Origin of the sequence: Mycolicibacterium aichiense, assembly GCF_010726245.1 — a bacterium.
GTDB lineage: Bacteria > Actinomycetota > Actinomycetes > Mycobacteriales > Mycobacteriaceae > Mycobacterium > Mycobacterium aichiense.
The window spans coordinates 1722779-1738902 of the sequence record NZ_AP022561.1 but is presented as its reverse complement, the minus strand read 5'-3'; the positions used below and the strand labels follow the sequence as shown (position 1 = coordinate 1738902).

At 64.6% G+C, this 16124-nt stretch carries 19 protein-coding genes; 4 read left to right on the top strand and 15 right to left on the bottom strand.

Features of this window, described 5'->3' with window-relative positions:
- Positions 1-19: 19 nt before the first annotated feature.
- Positions 20-1558, bottom strand: a complete 1539-nt coding sequence (locus G6N32_RS08390; protein ID WP_115319201.1) for a flavin-containing monooxygenase — start codon at positions 1556-1558, stop codon at positions 20-22.
- A 41-nt stretch (positions 1559-1599) separates the two neighbouring features.
- Positions 1600-2337 carry a TetR/AcrR family transcriptional regulator gene (locus G6N32_RS08385; RefSeq protein WP_115319200.1) on the bottom strand — a complete coding sequence of 246 codons (738 nt, stop codon included), beginning with the start codon at positions 2335-2337 and terminating at the stop codon, positions 1600-1602.
- A gap of 151 nt (positions 2338-2488) precedes the next feature.
- Here G6N32_RS08385 and G6N32_RS08380 point away from each other — a divergent pair, with 151 nt between their 5' ends.
- Both G6N32_RS08380 and G6N32_RS08375 read left to right on the top strand, forming a co-directional pair.
- A complete protein-coding gene (locus tag G6N32_RS08380) occupies positions 2489-3670 on the top strand; it encodes a geranylgeranyl reductase family protein (RefSeq protein ID WP_115319199.1) in 1182 nt (393 codons plus the stop codon).
- A gap of 4 nt (positions 3671-3674) precedes the next feature.
- Positions 3675-4160, top strand: coding sequence for a hypothetical protein (locus G6N32_RS08375; protein WP_115319198.1), 486 nt, complete (start codon positions 3675-3677; stop codon positions 4158-4160).
- On the opposite strand, the gene G6N32_RS08370 is transcribed toward G6N32_RS08375, so the two are convergent.
- The 7 genes from G6N32_RS08370 to G6N32_RS08340 form a co-directional block, all read right to left on the bottom strand.
- Complete coding sequence (locus G6N32_RS08370; protein WP_115319197.1) at positions 4157-5017, bottom strand: SDR family NAD(P)-dependent oxidoreductase; 861 nt, start codon at positions 5015-5017, stop codon at positions 4157-4159. The genes G6N32_RS08375 and G6N32_RS08370 overlap by 4 nt on opposite strands.
- 33 nt (positions 5018-5050) lie before the next feature.
- Positions 5051-5842: an SDR family NAD(P)-dependent oxidoreductase gene (locus G6N32_RS08365; RefSeq protein ID WP_115319196.1), complete on the bottom strand. Its 792-nt coding sequence runs from the start codon at positions 5840-5842 to the stop codon at positions 5051-5053.
- A 96-nt stretch (positions 5843-5938) separates the two neighbouring features.
- Entirely contained in the window at positions 5939-6517 is a 579-nt protein-coding gene (locus G6N32_RS08360; protein ID WP_115319195.1) for a TetR/AcrR family transcriptional regulator, read from the bottom strand.
- A gap of 37 nt (positions 6518-6554) precedes the next feature.
- Complete coding sequence (locus G6N32_RS08355; protein WP_115319194.1) at positions 6555-6866, bottom strand: NIPSNAP family protein; 312 nt, start codon at positions 6864-6866, stop codon at positions 6555-6557.
- 39 nt (positions 6867-6905) lie between these two features.
- Positions 6906-7760 (bottom strand): 4,5-DOPA-extradiol-dioxygenase, encoded by an 855-nt coding sequence (ygiD, locus tag G6N32_RS08350; protein WP_115321012.1) that lies wholly within the window; start codon positions 7758-7760, stop codon positions 6906-6908.
- Between the two features lie 39 nt (positions 7761-7799).
- Positions 7800-8687, bottom strand: coding sequence for a phytanoyl-CoA dioxygenase family protein (locus G6N32_RS08345; protein WP_115319193.1), 888 nt, complete (start codon positions 8685-8687; stop codon positions 7800-7802).
- A gap of 56 nt (positions 8688-8743) precedes the next feature.
- Positions 8744-9457 carry a LysR family substrate-binding domain-containing protein gene (locus tag G6N32_RS08340; protein ID WP_115319192.1) on the bottom strand — a complete coding sequence of 238 codons (714 nt, stop codon included), beginning with the start codon at positions 9455-9457 and terminating at the stop codon, positions 8744-8746.
- Positions 9458-9485: 28 nt separating this feature from the next.
- Between G6N32_RS08340 and G6N32_RS08335 the strand changes: the two genes are divergently transcribed.
- Complete coding sequence (locus G6N32_RS08335) at positions 9486-9866, top strand: DUF5997 family protein (protein WP_115319191.1); 381 nt, start codon at positions 9486-9488, stop codon at positions 9864-9866.
- A gap of 70 nt (positions 9867-9936) precedes the next feature.
- Here G6N32_RS08335 and G6N32_RS08330 read toward each other — a convergent pair whose 3' ends face one another.
- Positions 9937-10560 (bottom strand): nucleotidyltransferase domain-containing protein, encoded by a 624-nt coding sequence (locus G6N32_RS08330; RefSeq protein ID WP_115321011.1) that lies wholly within the window; start codon positions 10558-10560, stop codon positions 9937-9939.
- A gap of 87 nt (positions 10561-10647) precedes the next feature.
- On the opposite strand from G6N32_RS08330, the gene G6N32_RS08325 reads away from it, so the two are divergent.
- Entirely contained in the window at positions 10648-11181 is a 534-nt protein-coding gene (locus G6N32_RS08325; protein ID WP_115319190.1) for a hypothetical protein, read from the top strand.
- Here G6N32_RS08325 and G6N32_RS08320 read toward each other — a convergent pair.
- From G6N32_RS08320 to G6N32_RS08300, 5 genes are all read right to left on the bottom strand, one after another.
- Positions 11118-11507, bottom strand: coding sequence for a VOC family protein (locus tag G6N32_RS08320; RefSeq protein ID WP_276047947.1), 390 nt, complete (start codon positions 11505-11507; stop codon positions 11118-11120). The genes G6N32_RS08325 and G6N32_RS08320 overlap by 64 nt on opposite strands.
- 677 nt (positions 11508-12184) lie before the next feature.
- Positions 12185-14353 carry a class 1b ribonucleoside-diphosphate reductase subunit alpha gene (nrdE, locus tag G6N32_RS08315; RefSeq protein ID WP_115319188.1) on the bottom strand — a complete coding sequence of 723 codons (2169 nt, stop codon included), beginning with the start codon at positions 14351-14353 and terminating at the stop codon, positions 12185-12187.
- A complete protein-coding gene (gene nrdI, locus G6N32_RS08310; protein ID WP_115319187.1) occupies positions 14320-14802 on the bottom strand; it encodes a class Ib ribonucleoside-diphosphate reductase assembly flavoprotein NrdI in 483 nt (160 codons plus the stop codon). The genes nrdE and nrdI overlap by 34 nt, the downstream gene beginning before the upstream one ends.
- A gap of 28 nt (positions 14803-14830) precedes the next feature.
- On the bottom strand, positions 14831-15070 hold the full coding sequence (locus G6N32_RS08305) for a redoxin NrdH (RefSeq protein ID WP_083116660.1): 240 nt from the start codon (positions 15068-15070) through the stop codon (positions 14831-14833).
- Between the two features lie 447 nt (positions 15071-15517).
- Complete coding sequence (locus G6N32_RS08300) at positions 15518-16060, bottom strand: NADPH-dependent FMN reductase (RefSeq protein ID WP_115319186.1); 543 nt, start codon at positions 16058-16060, stop codon at positions 15518-15520.
- Positions 16061-16124 lie beyond the last annotated feature (64 nt).

Here is a 16124-nt window from a genome sequence, read left to right as displayed (position 1 = left end):
GGCTCGGCGTGTCGGGCGATCAGCGCGCTGCGGCCCGCTGGGACGGCCGCGCCGAGGCCACCCCGGAGAACCGGTATTCCGAGCGCTTCAGCGACCGGGTGGACAGCCAGTACTGCCACGTCATGCCACTCCACAGCGTGCGGTTCTTGCCGTGCTCGTCGAGATACCAGCTGCTGCAGCCGCCGGTGCTCCACACCGCGCCCTGCAGGTCGTCCTGCAGTTCGGCGTTGAAGCTGTCCTGGGCCGAGCGGGTCGGCGCCAGCGCCTGCGCGCCGGCCTTGTCGACGGCACCGATCGCCTGGCCGACGTAGCGGATCTGCGACTCGATCATGAAGACCACCGAGTTGTGGCCCAGTCCGGTGTTCGGCCCGAGCAGGAAGAACAGGTTGGGCATGTCGGCGACGGCGATCCCGCGATGCGCCTGCACGCCCTCGCGGTTCCAGCGGTCGACCAGGTCCTCACCACCGGGGCCCTTGATGCCGACGTAGGTGTAGGAGTCGGTGACATGGAAGCCGGTGGCGAACACGATGACGTCGACGTCGCGTTCCTTACCGTCGGCGGTGACGATGCCGCGCGGGGTGATCCGGGAGATCCGATCGGTCACCAGCTCCGAGTGAGGCTTGGCGATGGCACGGAAGTAGTTGTTGGAGAACAGGACTCGCTTGCAGCCGACTTGGTACGACGGGGTCAGCCGACGCCGCAGCTCGCGATCACGGACCTGGTGGCGGATGTTCCACTTCCCGGCCTTCTCGCCGAGCACCAGCAGCTCGGGGCGCTTGGTCATCGCGAAGCCGAGGGCTTCCTGGAACCAGTAGATGCCGGTGCGCAATGCCGCGCGGGTGCCGGGCACCGAGCCGAATGCATCCCGCATCCAGCCGGGGATCGGGTTGTTGGACCGTGGCAGCACCCATGCCGGGGTGCGTTGATAGAGCTGGAGTTCGCCGACCTTGTCGACGATCTCCGGAACCAACTGGATGGCACTGGCGCCGGTACCGATCACCGCGACCTTCTTGCCGGTGAGGTCGACGCCGTGGTCCCACTGCGCCGAATGGAACGCCTCCCCTTCGAAGTCGGCCAAGCCCTCGAAATCGGGGATCGACGGGATGTGCAGCGCGCCGGCACCGGAGATCAGGAACTGGGCGACGTACTCGCGGCCGTCCTCGGTGAAGACGTGCCAGCGATACTCGGCGTCGTCCCAGTGGGCGCGTTCGACGCGGGCGCCGAAATGGATGTAGCGGCGCAGGCCATACTTCTCGGTCACACCCCTGAGGTAGTCGAGGATCTCCGGCTGCAGCGACCACATGTAGGTCCAGTCCGGCTTGGGTTCGAAGGAGAACGAATAGAGGTGCGCCGGGATGTCGCAGGCGCAGCCCGGGTAGCTGTTGTCCCGCCAGGTGCCCCCGACGTCGTCGGCCTTCTCCAGGATCAGGAAGTCGACGCCGCGGCGCTGCAGCTCGATCCCCATCCCCAGCCCGGAGAAGCCGGTGCCGATGACCAGCGCCCGGGTGTGGACGGGTCCGGTGGTGGTGTCGGCGACAGTGGGCTCAACAACAGTCATGCCACCAAAATACCCACTACCGGCGGTATCGGTTTACCTGTTCAGCCTGCGGCGGCGCGGCGCTGCATGGCGTCGTGAATCGGGCGGTCGGGATCGAGGTTGACGCCCAGTACGTCAGCGGTGCCGTTGACCGTGCCAAGCATGATCGTGGTCAGGTGATTGATGAACTCGTCCGTCGGCATCCGGCGCTGGCTGTCCGGGTCGGGGCCCAGCCACCAGTCGGTGGCCGCCGAGCACGCGCCGAACGCAGCCGCCGCAGCCAGTTGCAGTGCGGCGGGATCGAGCTGCATGCCGCGCAGTTCGTTGTTGAACGTGTCAGCGAACGCCATCGTGATCTCGCGGCCCTCGTTGAGCGCCCGCTGCGTGGACTCCGCCTGTTCGGGAAATCGCCCCTGCAGCATGAACCGCAGCACGTTGGGGTGCTGCTCGACCAGGTTGACGTATTCGGCGACCCCGCGGCGGACGACCTCTCGGGTCGGGTCGGTGGCGGCGTCGATGTTCGAGAAAATCGCAGCCCAGAGCATGTCGCGCAGCCGCTTGCCGATCGCCTGGAACAGGTCGGACTTATCGGTGAAGTGCCGGTAGATCTTCGGCTTGGCGGTGCCGGCCTCTTCGGCGATCTCACGCAGGCTGACGTCGGGGCCATGCTTGTCGATCGACCGGAACGCGGCGTCGACGATCTCGGCGCGCACTTTCTTGCGGTGCTCCCGCCAGCGCTCACTGCGCGCGTCGACCTTGCCGGGCTCGGACCCCGACCGCGACCTGGAGACTTTACGCACGTCAAGAACTGTACCTGCAGCGATGGCTGACCAGGGCCTACCTTGCGTGACGACTATTACATCGGTCTGACGCAGGCCGTCGCCGAGCAGAGCGGCAGGGCGTTCTCCGATAGCATCGTCGCATCCGATTATCGAACCGAGACGAGACGTAGTGACCGAGCGATTCGACCTGGTGGTAGCAGGCGGGGGGCCATCAGGATCCGCGGCCGCGTGGCAGGCCGCGCAAACCGGCGCCAAAGTAGTGGTCCTCGACAAAGCCCAGTTCCCGCGCGCCAAGCCCTGCGGTGACGGCCTGACCGCCCGCGCCGTCAGCTACCTGCAGAAGATGGGTCTGGCCCACGAGGTCAACACGTTCCATCGGGTCAACCGCGTGACGGTCTTCAGCCCGTCGCAGTGGGAGCTGTCGTTCCCCAAGCGTCCCGGCATGCCCGACCACGGCCACACCGTCAGTCGCGAGCACCTCGACACATTGCTGCTCAAGCACGCCGAGTCGGCAGGCGCGACAGTACGCCAGGGCGCGGAGGTCGCCGGCCCGGAACTCGACGCCAACGGCCGAGTGGTCGGTGTGGTGCTCAAGAGCGGTGAGAAGGTGCTCGGCGACGCGGTGATCGCCGCGGACGGCGCCTACTCCCCGATCAAGCGGGCGCTGAAGATCGATTCGGAATACAACGGCTACTCGGCGATCGCGATCCGCTCCGAGATGCCGGCCAACCGTCCCGACTCGGACAGCCTCGACATTTATTTGAAGCTCGCGTTTCGGGGCGACCAGCTGCCCGGGTACGGCTGGGTCTTCCCGATGGGCAACGGTGTGTTCAACATCGGCCTCGGCTACGTCAACAGCTACAAGAACTGGCAGTCGATCAACGCCACCCAATTCCTCGGCGATTTCCTGCGCACCCTCCCGCCCGAGTGGGAACTGCCGCCGATCGAGGAGCTCAAGAAGAACAAGAGCGTGCGGGCTTGGCGACTGCCGATGGGCTTCACGGCCTGGCCGCCATGGCGTCCGGGTGTTCTGTTCACCGGCGACTCGCTGGGCGCGGGAAAGCCCGCCTCCGGTGCAGGCATCTCCAAGGCCTTGGAGTCCGGCCTCGCCGCAGGCGAGTGCGCGATTGCGGCGCTGCAGAACGGCGGGCCCGACGACTTCACCAACTACGGGCAGCGCATGGAAGCCGCGTGGGGTCGGGAGTACAAGCGGGGACGCTACTTCCACAAGCTGCTGGGATACCCGCAGGTGGCCAACGCCGGGATCAAGCTGATCGACAACGCCACCTTCCGGGACACGATGCTCAAGGCGCTGTACAAGAAAGCCCAAGGGCCGCAGCACAAGTACTGATCCCATGGTGACGATGGCGGCCGGCCTGCGCGACGAGGAGCTGGCACGGATCGAGGGTGGGTTCGGTTTCGAGTTCGCCGACGACCATCGAGCATTCCTGTCTTCCGGCTTGCCCGTTGGGGATTCGTGGCCAGATTGGCGCTCGGCGCCACGCCGTAGCCTGCACCAGCGATTGCGGCTGCCCACCGAGGGCATCCTGTTCGCCGTCGAATGGCGGGACTTCTGGGGTGGCGACTGGGGTGTGCGCCCGGCCCGGATGAAGGACGCCTTGCGCAGTGCGAACTACCACCTGGCGCGGATGCCGCAGCTGGTGCCGCTGCACGCGAACCACTACCTTCCCGCGGGGCGCGGCACATCCGGGCACCCGGTGCTGTCGATTTATCAGACCGACGTGAGTTGTTGCGCCGCTGACGTGTTCGACTACGTCAATCCTGATCCGTCGCGGACGTCGGCGTCGACGGTGCCGTTCTGGACAGACCTGATCGGCTAGGCACCCAAGGGATCGAGTTGGCCCGGGGTGGCGTCATCCGCCGCCGTCGAGACACTCAGGCCCTCATACCGTTCGTCGGCGGCGAGCAGGTCGCGTCCGGCGGCGGTGGCGTAACGATACGCATCGGGGCCGACGAGCAATCGAGCTGGCGGCGTGTCCATCTCGATGATCTCAAGAAGCAGCGCAGCGACCTTGACCGGGTCGCTCGCCCCGAGGTTTGCCGGTCGGCTCAGCTGTGCTGCTACTCCCACAGTGGCCGCATACTCGTCGCGGATCGGGTCGACCCGCATCGACGAACCCGCCCAATCCGTACGCATACCACCGGGTTCCAGCACCGTCACCTTGATGCCGAGTGGAGCAACCTCCTGGGCGACGACACCGGAGTATCCGGTGACGGCCCACTTGGACGACTGATAGGCAGCCAACCCAGGTCGCGTCAATCGACCACCGACGGAGGAGATTTGGATGATATGGCCGGCGCGCTGAGCGCGCATGACCGGCAGCGCTGCTTGAGTGAGTCGGACGACGCCGAAGAAGTTCGTCTCGACCTGAGCGCGGAAGTCGTCGAAAGCAACGTCTTCGGCCGCGCCCATGTTGGCGTAACCGGCGTTGTTGACCAGAACGTCGAGCCGCCCCCACCGCTGGACTGCGGTGTCCACGGCGGCGTGGACCTGGTCATCGTTGGTGACGTCGAGCGCGACGACGGCCAGGCGCTCGGGGTCTCGAGCGGCAAGGTCGTCGAGCGCCGACGGGGAGCGAACGCCCGCGACGACATAGTGTCCGGCGTCTAGCGCCGCCTCGGTGATGGCCCGCCCGAGACCGCGGGATGCTCCGGAGACGAGGATTACATGCGACATGATGAGTGACCTCTCTTGATGATTGTTGGTTGCTCAGGTGACGTTGCGGACCGTGCCGCCATCGACGCGTAGATCTGCGCCAGTGATGTAGTCGGCGTGCACACTTGCGAGGAAACACACTGCGGCCGCGATCTCCTCGGGTCTGCCGAGTCGGCCTACGTCGTTGGGAAACCAGGTTGCGGCCGCCGCACTTTCGACGTCGGCCCAGGAAGGTCCCCAGCCGTGAACGGCAGCGGCCTGCAACACCATCCCCCGTGTGCTGTCGGTGAGAATGGCGCCCGGGGCGACGATGTTGGCCGTGACGCCGGTGCCGGACAACTCCCGCGCGAGCGACACGGTCAGGTTGTGCCGCGCCGCCAAGGTGGCACTGTAATGCGGCTGCTCGGCGACCGGTTGCACGGCGAGACCACCGCCGATCTGGATGATCCGGCCCCAGCCGCGCTGACGCATGCCCGGTACCAACTGCCCGATCATCCGCACGACCGAGACGACGTTGATTTGATGGATCCGGGTCCAGTCGCCCGAAGACAAGTCCGTCCACAACGATCCGTCGTAGTACCCGGCATTGTTGACCAAGATGTCGACGTCCCCGGCGGCGTGTGCGACCGCAGCGGCGCCCTCGTCGGTGGCGAGGTCGCCGAGGACGGCCATCGCATCACCGCCGTTCGCACGGATTGCGGCGGCCACCGCATGGGTACGGTCGCTGTCGCGCCCGTGCACCACCACCGAAGTTCCCTCGGCCGCGAGCATCTCCGCAATCGCCCGGCCGAGTCCGGCGCTCGATCCGGTGACCAACGCCCGCTTATGAGCCAAACCGAGATCCACCCCGAGCCTCCTTATCTACATCTGTATACCGGCGTTGTATACGAACGTAGACTTGTGCATGTTCATTCCCCGCACGGCGGGATCAGGCAGCGGTGGTCAGGCCTGCGGATCGTCGATGAGGGCGGCGACCATCGGCTCGAGCACTCTCGCGATGTCGGCCGCCTTGCCCTTGCGAAGAGCTCGCGTCCCGACCACACCGCGCATCATGAGCATTCCGCTGATCACCGCAAGGAGTATCTCGCTACGCAGTTCTCGATCGGACGAGTCGAGTTGGCGAGTCAAACGTGCGCCGACATGGCGCTCGATGGCCTTGCGCACGATCGTCGTGGCGACAGGATTCGATGCCGACCTCAGCATGATCAAGAACGGCTGCGGCGCGTCGGCGCGAGACCCGCTTCCGGCCACCAGTGCCTCCACGATGTCGGCGACCAGACTGTCCGACTGCTCGCTGACGAAAACCGGTGTCGCGAAAGCCGTTTCGACGGCCTCGGCAAACAGTCCTTCCTTCGAGCCGAAGTACCTGTTCACCAGCATGGCGGTGACGCCGGCGTCATGAGCGATCTGTCGCACTCCCACCCCGTCGTATCCCGCCTTCGCGAAGTTCTCGATCGCCGACTTGAGGATCGCCTCGCGCGTTGCCGCGGCGTTACGCGGCTGCGGATGGGACGCCGCCATGAAGAGCCTCCGTCTATGAGGGCCTGATTCTCGACTGCTACCGCAGCGGAGAACTCGCGATGGGTTCAAGCGTCTGTATGCGTGTCGCGATGATCAGGGAAGCGTCAAACTCTCGATGATCGTCGACGAAGTCGTCACTCGTGCCGTAACTTTCGGCCAGGCTGCGTGGATCGCTGCCTGAGTAGCCAACGAGTGCGACGACGCGAGTTTCCTCCGCCGCGGGTTCGGTCCACACGCCGTGCACGGTGATGCCGTACTTGCGCAAGGTTCGAATGTGGCGTGGCCAGAACTCCGAGACATAGCTATGCAAAGCGTCCGCGTCGGCCAACGTATAGGTCCGCAACTCCACCCCGCGAGTCTACAGCCGTAGATTCACGCGCTGGCGGCGTTAGATGTTGGTCTCGTCGACCGGCACACCGCGGGCCGGTGCCGCCGCGCCGCCGTCATCCGACGGGGCCTCGACGTCGAGGCCGAGGGTGTACGACGTCATCGACAGCGAGCCGTAGGCGCAGCCATCGGTGAGCACGCCGACCTTGTCAGTGTGCTCGGCTGCAAGTCCCGCGAAGTACAGCAGCGGCAGAAAGTGATCGGGCGTCGGCACCGCGGCCGGATAGTCCGCGTGATCGCGCAGCCGGACCGCATCGGCCGGATCGGTCAGAACCTGCGTTCGCGCCTGATCGTCGAAGCGCTGAGCCCAGTCAAAAGCCCTGTCCTCCAGCGACGGATCCATCCCGGCCAGGTTGTGCACGACGTTACCGCTACCCAGGATCAGCACACCTCGCTCGCGTAGCTCGGCCAGCTTGGCGCCGAGCGCGAGGTGATACTCCAGCGGCTTGTAGGCGTTGATCGCCAATTGCACGACGGGTACCGATGCGTCCGGGAAGGCGTGTACGAGCACCGACCAGGTGCCGTGGTCGATCCCCCAGCTGTCGACATCGGCGCCCACCCACGTCGGCTCCACCACGTCGGCGATCTCGTCGGCAAGCTCCGGCAGACCCGGCGCCGGGTACTGCACCTCGAAGAGTTCGGCGGGAAAGCCGTAGAAATCGTGGATCGTCCGCGGCACCGCCATCGCGGTGACGGCGGTGGCGTTGATGTACCAGTGCGCGCTGACGACGAGGATCGCCCGCGGCCGCCCGGCTGATTCGTGCACCGACCGGCCGAACGCCCGCCACGCCGAGGTGTAGCGGTTGAGCTCCAGGGCGTTCATCGGGCTGCCGTGCCCGATGAATGCGGCCGGCATGAGTGCGGACATGGTTCTAGTTAACCGCAGGGCGCAGCGTCACTCACTGTGGGTGAGCTGGTCGGTGAATGCCGCCCCCGCACTGCCGGTCAGCTTGGCCGCGTCGAACGCGTAGGCGACCCGGTCACCGCGAATCGCGCGCAAGGGATCCTCGAAGTCGCGGAAGTACCCCATGGCCCATGCGCCTTCTTGATAGCCGATCAGCTTGAGCAGGTCGTCGTCGAGCTCGCGCGCGACTTCCATTGGCACCGAGAGGAATTGGTTCTCTTCCTGACGGACCCACCCGACACAGTAGTTCACGTTGATGGCGCGCCGGACCTGGTTGCTGCGGTTGGCGGCCCCGCTGTGCACGATCTTGCCGGAGTAGAGCAGCACCGAACCCCGCGACATCTCGGCCTGCACGCACTCGTCGTCGGTGTAGTCGGTCGGTTTCTTGTCGCCCACCTGGCTGCCCGGCACCACCCTGGTCGCGCCCATCTCCGCGGTGTAGTCGGTCATGGCCCACAGCGTGTTGCACTGCACGTGGTAGTCGTCGGGGAACGGGTAGAAGTCGAAGGCGTTCTGGTCGCGGTGCAGCGATTGATCGGTTTCGCCCGGCTCGATCGAGATCACCTGGGTGAGCATCAGCTGAAATGCGCTGGCATGGCCGAGAAAGTCGGCGCACACGCCGAGAATGGACGGGTTCTGGATCAGGGTGCGGCAGGCCGGGGAGCGGGCGATCAGCGCACCGGTGCGCCGGGTCTTGCGCCCGATCATCGCGTTGTAGCCCATCGGCGTCGCGTCGAGGTAGGGCGACAGTTCGTCGCCGATGGTGTCCATCAGGGAGTCCGGAACCAGGTTGTCGACGATCACGTAGCCGTCGCGGCGCAGATGGTCGGCAAGGTCGGCTGGGGACGTGTCGGCCGGAACATGCGTCAGCACGGTCATGGTTCGAGTATCGCGGAGCGTATGTGTTGACCAGGTAAAACGGCGTCACACGACGGTTAAGGCCGCCGCCGCTTGGTGGCGCCCGGCTTACGGGCGACCTTTCCGGCGGCGGCGCGGGCGGCTTGCTTGGCCAGCGTCTTCTCCCGCGCTGTACGTTTCGGAGTCGGCTGCGCCTGCCCACGTGAGGAACTCGGTTTGCGCCCCCGCACGATCCCGGTGAACTCTTCGACCAATGCCGACGGTTGCCCGGCCGGAAAGGCAAGGGCCACTGGACACGTCGGCGCGTCGGCGATAGGGCGATACGTCAGGTCGCGGCGGTGATACAGCCGGGCCAGCGACTGCGGGACGATCAGCACGCCCAAGCCTGCGGCTGCGAGTTCCATTGCGGCCTCGGTGGTTTCGGGGCGGTGATCGATCGGAGTTCCCGGAGCATCGGCCCACGCGACCACGTCGTCGAGTGGCAGCAGGACTGGCTCGTCGGCGAGGTCGGCCGCGGTGATCTCGTCGGCGGCGCTCAGAAGGTGATCGGTCGGTACCACCGCCACCGTCGTCTCCTCGTAGAGCGGGATGACGGACAGTCCCGACGTGTCGGCCGACGGGCGCAGCAACGCCACATCGACGGTCCCGTCCAGCACCTCGGCGGCCGCCTCCGCCGCGGTGACAGCGCGCAGTGTCAGCCGAACGTCCGGGTGACGCTGCGCCCAGGTCCGCGCCCACTTCGCCGGCGTCGCTCCGGGGACGTACCCGACGGTGAGCGAGGACTGGGTCACCGACCCAGGCTACCGATAGGCTCGTGTCATGAGCAGGCCGAACGCGCAGTCGATGAAACCCGCCACCGCGGCGAAGAAGTTGGACGTGTACCTGCCGGCGACGCCTGAGGAGTTTCAGGCGAACGCGATCACCCGCGACGAACTCGCTGCTCTGCAGTCGGACCCGCCGCAGTGGCTCAAGGACCTCCGCAAGAACGGCCCGCACCCGAAGAACCTGGTGGCGGCCAAGCTGGGCGTGTCGATCGCGGGGCTTGCGCGCGGCGGGGTGGTGGACGCGCTGACCACCGAGCAGATCGATGCGCTGCTCGCCGAGAAGCCGGACTGGCTGATCGCCGAACGCGAGAGCTACCAGAACGTGCTCGCCGAGCAGCGGCGGGTGAAGGCGCTGCGCGCAGACAAGGCGCGGTGAGACCGCCTCCGATTGTGCGGTTTCATACGCGACTCGCCACGAGCCCCGGATAGGGCGGCACACTCACGCGTCAGAGGGCGTCGATCCAGCGATGCCCGGGGTGCACCAGCTCCAACCATCGACGTAAGCGCCGTCTGCGGGTTGGCCCTAGGACCGGCACAGCGCGAACGAAATCGGCATCGTCCTTTTCGCGTAGATGCTTCGCCTTGAACAGCAACGCAACCTCCGGGATCACGTACGGAATGCCGTCGGTTGTCCGAAGTACCAAGTCGGCGTAAGGCAGCATGATCGAAACGTCTCGGCGGCACAGCCAAAGGTCGTCCACATGCGGTTCGCGGAAGACGTCCAGACGATATGTCCCGGTGTCCGGTTCACGCAGCCACGTCTGAAAGTGATCGGCGAAGCGTTGTGGGTAGGGCCAAACCCGGCCCTCGCCGACGACATCCCATTGGTGGTCTGGCACCGCTGCGAAGACCTCATCGAACCGCCCTGCGGGAATAGCGATCTCAAGATCGTCGTGCTTGCGAGTGACTTCGCCGACGAATAGGTCTATCGCCCACCCAGCGGTTACACACCATGGCGCAGTGACTGCCGAAAGCCGTTGCGCTACTTCAATTGGCGTCCACGGGTCCCAGCGTTCCTCAATCACGCTCGCCGAGAGCAGTTCTCCCCCGAGTTCGGTCACGCCCTCCATGCTATCCGCTTCCGAGATCGAGCCGCCTACCACCGAGGAACGGAAGAATCGCCAACACCTCCCGGCGGACACGATACGCTGCCGCACATGACTTCTCCGCTCAGATGGGTGCGCAGGAGTCCGATCGCGGCGGCGACCGTCGCCTATGTCGGCTACTCCCTGGCGATGCTTCGGCTGGACCGTCAGATGCAGGCCACCGGCGGTCCAGGAATCATCCCGTTCGAACTGGCGGGCACGGCCACCAAAGCCGAGGCGATCATGGCCCAATGGGGCGAAGACGGCCAGCGCGCCGCTCGCCGGTCCATGTGGCTCGACTTCGGCTACATGACCAGCTACGGAATTCTGCTGGGCCTGCTCGTCGACCGTCGACGTCGACGCCGCGGTCACCCCGGATGGTTACCGGCGCTGGCTGCGGGCGCAGTCGCAGGCGATGCAGTCGAGGGGGTCGCACTCCTACGGGTGCTCGACCGACGCGATGTCGCAGTGAACGCTCGCCTCGCCAAGATCGCAGCCTCGGTTAAGTTCGCCATCCTCGCGATAGCTCTGGGGTATTCGTTCTACCCCGGCGAATTATCGTCCATCCAGAAGATTTGCCAGGAATGGCCGTCGAGGTCGTTGTAGCTGCGGCCGTACATGGACCCGTGGTCTTCGGCGTCACCCTCGGTGCCGCCGGCGGCCAGGGCTCGGTTCACCAACGCGTCCACCGCGTCACGACTATCGACGGTGAGGCAGACGACGCATTCTTTGACCTTGGTGGCGTCGGCGGTCTCAAGCGGGTGGAACGAGTCGAACAACTCGCGCTCTACCAGCATCGCGAACTGATTCTCCCCCAACGCCAAAGTCACTGATTTCTCACCGCTGAATCTGTCGTCGAACGCGTATCCGAGATCGGCGAAGAATTGGCGTGAGCGCTCGACGTCGGCGACGGGCAGGTTCACGAGCATCATGGCGTGCACGGGTGTCTCCAAAGGTGTTGCGGGATGGGCGTCGCAGAGTTAGACCAGGGCTGGACAGAGAACTCATCGCATCGCGTTGATCGAGATAGAACTGAGGGCGAAGATTCCGCGGAATCTTCGCCCTCAGTTCTATCTCGACGCTGTTGGTGCATGCCCTAACGCCCGTGGTCGCCGCTTGAGCTTGTCCCAATAGTCAGCGATCGACTTCGACGCGTCTGAACCGACGCGAGCTAACTAGCCCGTCGTTCGATAGGGGTTTGGAGCGCACTGACTTGGTGAGATGCCCGCACGCGCCGCAGCTCCGCGTGTCAGCACTCCAGTCGAGGCGTCGCCGTTGGGCAATAGATTCCACCCGCGGTCGAGCTTTCCACTCCTGTAGGCATTCACTAGGTCCATCACATCGATGGTGAGGTGGTGGTGGTTGCAGAGCGCGCCGGTATTAATGAACACCTCGTGCACGTCGTTCTGCCTGCATCGGATGTATGCACACAGCGAGTCACCGTGTTCCAGCGGGCCAAGCGCACTCAGTGCGCGGACGCTTCCGCGAAATCCCGCGAGCTTTAACCGCTCCCGCAATTCAGCGACTCCGAGCACGAACCGTATGTCTTCACCTGGATTACTTGTCATGTGTGTTCTCGATTCTTTCCAACTACTCTTCCGCGCTCAGCTCACAGCATGCAGCTGACGCAACCCTCCACCTCAGTGCCCTCCAGCGCCATCTGGCGAAGCCGGATGTAGTACAGCGTCTTGATTCCCTTGCGCCAGGCGTAGATCTGCGCCTTGTTGACCTCGCGGGTGTCGGCGGTGTCCTTGAAGAACAAGGTCAGCGAAAGCCCTTGGTCCACATGCTGAGTGGCCGCGGCATACGTGTCGATGATCTTCTCGTAACCGATCTCGTACGCGTCCTGGTAGTACTCCAGGTTGTCGTTGGTCATGTAGGGCGCCGGGTAGTAGACGCGGCCGATCTTGCCTTCCTTGCGGATCTCGACCTTGCTCGCCACCGGGTGGATCGACGATGTCGAGTGGTTGATGTAGGAGATCGACCCCGTCGGCGGCACCGCCTGCAGGTTCTGGTTGTAGATGCCGTTCTTCTGCACCGACTCCTTGAGCCGCACCCAATCCTCTTGGGTGGGAATGCGAATGCCCGCCTTCGAGAACAACTCGCGCACCCGCTCGGTGGCCGGCTCCCACACCTGGTCGGTGTACTTGTCGAAGAACTCGCCGCTGGCGTACTTCGATTTCTCGAAACCCTTGAACGCAGTTCCCCGCTCGACGGCGATCTTGTTCGACGCGCGCAGCGCGTGGTAGAGCACCGTGTAGAAGTACATGTTGGTGAAGTCGATGCCCTCTTCGGATCCGTAGAAGATCCGTTCGCGCGCAAGGTATCCGTGCAGGTTCATCTGGCCGAGGCCGATGGCATGCGAGTCGTTGTTGCCCTGTTCGATCGACGGAACCGACCAGATGTGCGTCTGGTCGCTCACGGCGGTCAACCCGCGAATGGCCACCTCGATGGTCTGCGCGAAGTCCGGCGAGTCCATCGCCTTGGCGATGTTCAGCGAGCCCAGGTTGCACGAAATGTCCTTGCCCACCTTGGCATACGACAGGTCCTCGTTGAACAGCGAGGGCGTCGACACCTGCAGGATTTCCGAGCACAGGTTGGAGTGCGTGATCTTGCCGTCGATCGGGTTGGCCCGGTTCACGGTGTCCTCGAACATGATGTACGGGTAGCCCGACTCGAACTGAAGCTCGGCCAGCGTCTGGAAGAACTCGCGGGCCTTGATCTTCGTCTTGCGGATCCGCGCGTCGTCGACCATCTCGTGGTACTTCTCGGTGACCGAGATGTCGGCGAACGGCACGCCGTACACGCGCTCGACGTCATACGGCGAGAACAGGTACATGTCCTCGTTCTTCTTCGCCAGCTCGAACGTGATGTCGGGAATCACCACACCCAGCGACAGGGTCTTGATGCGGATCTTCTCGTCGGCGTTCTCCCGCTTGGTGTCCAGGAAGCGGTAGATGTCGGGGTGATGTGCGTGCAGATAGACCGCGCCGGCACCCTGGCGCGCACCGAGCTGATTGGCGTAGGAGAACGAGTCCTCCAGCAGCTTCATGATCGGGATGACGCCCGAGCTCTGGTTCTCGATATTCTTGATCGGTGCGCCATGCTCGCGAATGTTCGTCAGCAGCAACGCAACTCCGCCACCGCGCTTGGACAGCTGCAGTGCGGAGTTGATCGAACGGCCGATCGACTCCATGTTGTCCTCGATGCGCAGCAGGAAGCAGCTCACCGGCTCGCCACGCTGCGCCTTGCCCGAATTCAGGAATGTCGGGGTGGCCGGCTGGAACCGTCCGTCGATGATCTCGTCGACCAGCTTCTCGGCCAGCGTGGTGTCACCGGCGGCCAGCGTCAGCGCCACCATCACCACGCGGTCCTCGAATCGCTCGAGGTAGCGCTTCCCGTCGAACGTCTTCAGCGTGTAGGAGGTGTAGTACTTGAACGCACCGAGGAAGGTCGGGAACCGGAACTTCTTGGCGTAGGCGCGATCGGTCAGCGTCTTGACGAAGTTGCGCGAGTACTGGTCGAGAACCTCACGCTCGTAATAGTTCTCGCGAATCAGGTAGTCGAGCTTCTCGTCCTGATTGTGAAAGAACACAGTGTTCTGGTTCACGTGCTCGAGGAAGTACTGACGCGCGGCCAGACGATCCATGTCGAACTGGATCTTGCCGTCTGCGTCGTACAGATTCAGCATCGCGTTGAGCGCGTGGTAGTCGGTCTCCCCCGGCAACGCGTGCCCTGACGTCGTTACAGGCTCAGCAGCTGTGACTGTAGGTGGCACGTGTCCTCGTCCTTCCAGAATTTCGTTAACTCCGCACGAACGGCTTCGACGTCCTCTGCGGTGCCCATCATTTCGAAGCGATAAAGATTCGGCACCCTGCACTTGTGCGCGACCAGCGTGGCCGCGAAGCAGTATTCGGCACCGAATTGAGTGTTGCCTGCCCCGATCACGCCGCGGATCAAGGACCGATTGTGCGGATTGTTCAAGAACTTGATGACCTGCTTGGGGACATACCCCTTCGCCTCGAGGTGCGGGCTGTCCCCCCGGCCCCTGCCGTACGTCGGCAGCAGCAGGACGTACGGCCGGTGCACCTCAATGCGGTCGTGAAGGGGAATCCGGATAGCCGGCTCACCCAGCTTCTGGACGAAGCGGTGGGTGTTCTCCGAAACACTGGAGAAGTACACCAACCGTTCCGCGCCCGCCAGGGTGGGGCTGCCATCCGGATTCATCACATCTCTTTCCGTGGCGCCCAGGCCGCTACGCGCTCAGTGCGGCACCGGTGAGGGCCTTGATCCGGTCGGGTCGGAACCCTGACCAGTGATCGCCGCCGGCAACGACGACCGGCGCCTGCAGGTAGCCCATCGCCATCACATAATCGCGGGCTTCCGCATCCTCGGTGATGTCGACGACGTCGTAGGTCAGACCCGACTTGTCCAGGGCCTTGTAGGTCATGTTGCACTGCACGCAGGCGGGCTTGGTGTAGACGGTGATGGTCATCTGCGGTATGGCTCCTCAGCGAAACATAGAGATGTACTCAGGCGAACTGACTGTGCGCAGGCACTCAGGTACTTTCAGCGAGCTGTCGGACCGTGAAATTCCTGACCGGCGGAGCCGCTCGGACCGACATCTCAGCTTCGGTTCCGGCGTTCCGGCGGACCTGTGACTTTCTGGTCTGTCGGCCTGTCGAACACTACACCTAGTGTCCGACAGCACGAAGAGATACAACATGTTCTGAATAACAATTTTGAAATTCCCTGGTCGTAAGCCCTTCACCCCTTTCCCGCCCGGCGTGTCGCATGTCACAACACGCCGCACGGCACCGGCTAGCCCTAGATGTACCACCGGGGGCCGACATGGCAGCCGGGCGCAGACCTGACGGGCAACCGAATAGCAAAAGGCCGCCGGCGCACTGCACCGGCGGCCTTCTGCGAGCGGGATGGAGTCTCAGCCCACCTCGGCGGCGAGCTTGCCGACCACGTCGCGCACGGCGGCGGACACCTCGGAGTTCTCCCGCGGATGCTTGCCGTCGAAGGTCGTGGACGGCACCGACAGCTTCAGCGACTCCACCACCCGGGGGCCGGCTATACCGAACGACTTGCGGGTCTCGTCGTGCGCCCAGACCCCGCCGTACTGACCGAGGGCCGACCCGATGACCGCCAGCGGCTTGTCCTTCAGCGCGCCGTTGCCGTAGGGCCGCGACAACCAGTCGATCGCGTTTTTGAGCACACCGGGGATGCTCCCGTTGTATTCCGGAGTCACCACCAGAGCCGCATCGGCCTGCGCTGCCGCGGTACGCAATGCCACCACCGGGGCTGGTGCGTCCTCGGTGTCGAGGTCCTCGTTGTAGTGCGGCAGGTCACCGAGCCCGTCGTACACGGTGACGGTGACGCCGTCGGGCGCCGACTCCGCCGCGAGCTGCGCCAGCTGGCGATTGACCGAGGCCGCCCGCAAGCTGCCTACCAGTGCCAGCACATTGATATCCGCCATGTCGCAATCCCTTCAGTCGTTCGCGATCCTCCCACGGCAGAACCGGACCATGGTCCGTTTTATT

Coding starts and splice junctions, on each gene's coding strand:
- G6N32_RS08390 (WP_115319201.1), bottom strand. CDS start 1,558: ATGACTGTTGTTGAGCCCACTGTCGCCGACACCACCACCGGACCCGTC.
- G6N32_RS08375 (WP_115319198.1), top strand. CDS start 3,675: ATGGTGACGATGGCGGCCGGCCTGCGCGACGAGGAGCTGGCACGGATC.
- G6N32_RS08370 (WP_115319197.1), bottom strand. CDS start 5,017: ATGTCGCATGTAATCCTCGTCTCCGGAGCATCCCGCGGTCTCGGGCGG.
- G6N32_RS08360 (WP_115319195.1), bottom strand. CDS start 6,517: ATGGCGGCGTCCCATCCGCAGCCGCGTAACGCCGCGGCAACGCGCGAG.
- ygiD (WP_115321012.1), bottom strand. CDS start 7,760: ATGCCGGCCGCATTCATCGGGCACGGCAGCCCGATGAACGCCCTGGAG.
- G6N32_RS08345 (WP_115319193.1), bottom strand. CDS start 8,687: ATGACCGTGCTGACGCATGTTCCGGCCGACACGTCCCCAGCCGACCTT.
- G6N32_RS08335 (WP_115319191.1), top strand. CDS start 9,486: ATGAGCAGGCCGAACGCGCAGTCGATGAAACCCGCCACCGCGGCGAAG.
- G6N32_RS08330 (WP_115321011.1), bottom strand. CDS start 10,560: ATGGAGGGCGTGACCGAACTCGGGGGAGAACTGCTCTCGGCGAGCGTG.
- G6N32_RS08325 (WP_115319190.1), top strand. CDS start 10,648: ATGACTTCTCCGCTCAGATGGGTGCGCAGGAGTCCGATCGCGGCGGCG.
- G6N32_RS08320 (WP_276047947.1), bottom strand. CDS start 11,507: ATGATGCTCGTGAACCTGCCCGTCGCCGACGTCGAGCGCTCACGCCAA.
- nrdI (WP_115319187.1), bottom strand. CDS start 14,802: ATGAATCCGGATGGCAGCCCCACCCTGGCGGGCGCGGAACGGTTGGTG.
- G6N32_RS08305 (WP_083116660.1), bottom strand. CDS start 15,070: ATGACCATCACCGTCTACACCAAGCCCGCCTGCGTGCAGTGCAACATG.
- G6N32_RS08300 (WP_115319186.1), bottom strand. CDS start 16,060: ATGGCGGATATCAATGTGCTGGCACTGGTAGGCAGCTTGCGGGCGGCC.